At 46.8% G+C, this 1,661-nt stretch carries 2 protein-coding genes; both read right to left on the bottom strand.

Annotation, left to right across the window (positions count from 1 at the left end):
* Position 1: 1 nt before the first annotated feature.
* A complete protein-coding gene (locus ACLUWI_RS10065) occupies positions 2-736 on the bottom strand; it encodes a nucleoside phosphorylase (protein ID WP_412147212.1) in 735 nt (244 codons plus the stop codon).
* Between the two features lie 2 nt (positions 737-738).
* Positions 739-1,404, bottom strand: coding sequence for a Crp/Fnr family transcriptional regulator (locus tag ACLUWI_RS10070; protein ID WP_412147213.1), 666 nt, complete (start codon positions 1,402-1,404; stop codon positions 739-741).
* Positions 1,405-1,661: the final 257 nt, after the last annotated feature.

Raw genomic sequence — 1,661 nt, forward strand, 5'->3', positions numbered from 1 at the left:
TCTATTGCTTAATTGAGTCGTCGCTGAGGATGTCCATAGCCAGTTTGAGCGACGCGATTTCCCCTTTGACCATCAGTTCCTCGCCATCGACCAGACTGTTGACACCGGCAGCCAGATCGCCTTCATAGAGTACGACGTTATTTAGAATCGACAGCGTCTCCATGCCACGTAGGCGCCCAATCGTCATCATCGCGCCGGATTCCATGTCCGCGCCCACGATGCCCTTGGATGACCAGTAGGCTTCGGTTTCCGCGTTGTCATCCATGTAGAAGCCATCGTGTGAGCGAATGATGCCATAGACCGCGTCAGGAGCGTACTTATGAGCCAGTGCCATCAGCTTGAATGAAGGCACGGCTGGGTACATTGCCGGCACGTACTGCTTGGTCAGGCCATCGTCACGAACGACCCCCTCGCCAATGATCAGTTCGCCCAGGTCAATCCCCGTCTGCATGGCACCGGCTGATCCGACCCGAATAACCTTCTTGATGCCAACGTTATTTAGTTCTTCAACACCAATTCCGGCTGATGGCGCGCCGATTCCCGTTGACATCAGCAGAATACGCTGACCGCGATATTCGCCGATTACAGACTTGTATTCACGGTTGTAAGCCCATTCCTTGGCATTATCCAACAATTTAGCCGCCTTGTCGACACGGGCTGGATCACCCATGATGATTGCCCGATCAGTGTTGATTGCCGTCGTCAGCTGCGTGTGTGGTTGTACTTCTTCACTCATTGCTATTCCTCCGTTTTTATAATCCGCTGCAGTTCCTCAACATTGATGATTTTAATGGCAGGCTTGGAAGCATCGATTATACCAAGCTCAGACAATTGCTTGAGAACCCGGTTGATATTGCGATAGGAAGTATCAACTCGATATGTCAGCTGCTCACGTGAGATCGGTCGTTGTTCTTTAAACGACTGCATCAGTTCCAGTCCAATCTGCTGCATCGCTGAATAAAGACTGTAGCGCTCCGTTCGCTTGGTAAGATGATAGATCTGTTCAGAAAGATAGCTGATCATCCGGTTGGCAAAGCGGTGATCATGCTGCGACCAGTTGACAAAGTCCTGATTGCTCATCTTCAGCAGGGTAACTGGGGTAATGTTGATGATTGAAGCACTATAAGGCTTTTTGATGATAGCTTCTTGTTCACCCAAAAACATCCCTGGTCCATAAACATCCAGGACCACCGACTTGCCATTTGGCGAAATCAGGTATATCTTAACGCGCCCTTCAACCAACAGATAAGTATAGTCATGATACTCATCTTGATGGAGCATGAAGCGTCCTACTTCAAACGTTACGACCTGCATTCGCTCAATGACATTCAAGGGAGCGTTAGCAACGATCTCATGAACGATTCGATTCGAGTTGATGGCTTCGTATATCTTTTCAATGCTCATGTTTCTGCCCTCTCATTACTTAATATGATACTTAAATCTATTTACTGATTCTATGACATTCGTCCCTGAAATGATAGCGTTTTCAATCATTTTTACAAGGTTTTACCTAGATTTGAGGACATTTGTCTTGAACATATCTTCCCATAATTACCATATCAAAAACGATCAAAAACGGCCTGACTGCATTTGCAATCAAGCCGTTTATTTGGGTCTACACTATCTTGTATTGGTGAGTACTGATATTAGATTTCGAGTAT

This window comes from Limosilactobacillus mucosae, assembly GCF_046939755.1.
In the GTDB taxonomy this organism is placed as follows: Bacteria; Bacillota; Bacilli; order Lactobacillales; family Lactobacillaceae; genus Limosilactobacillus; species Limosilactobacillus mucosae_A.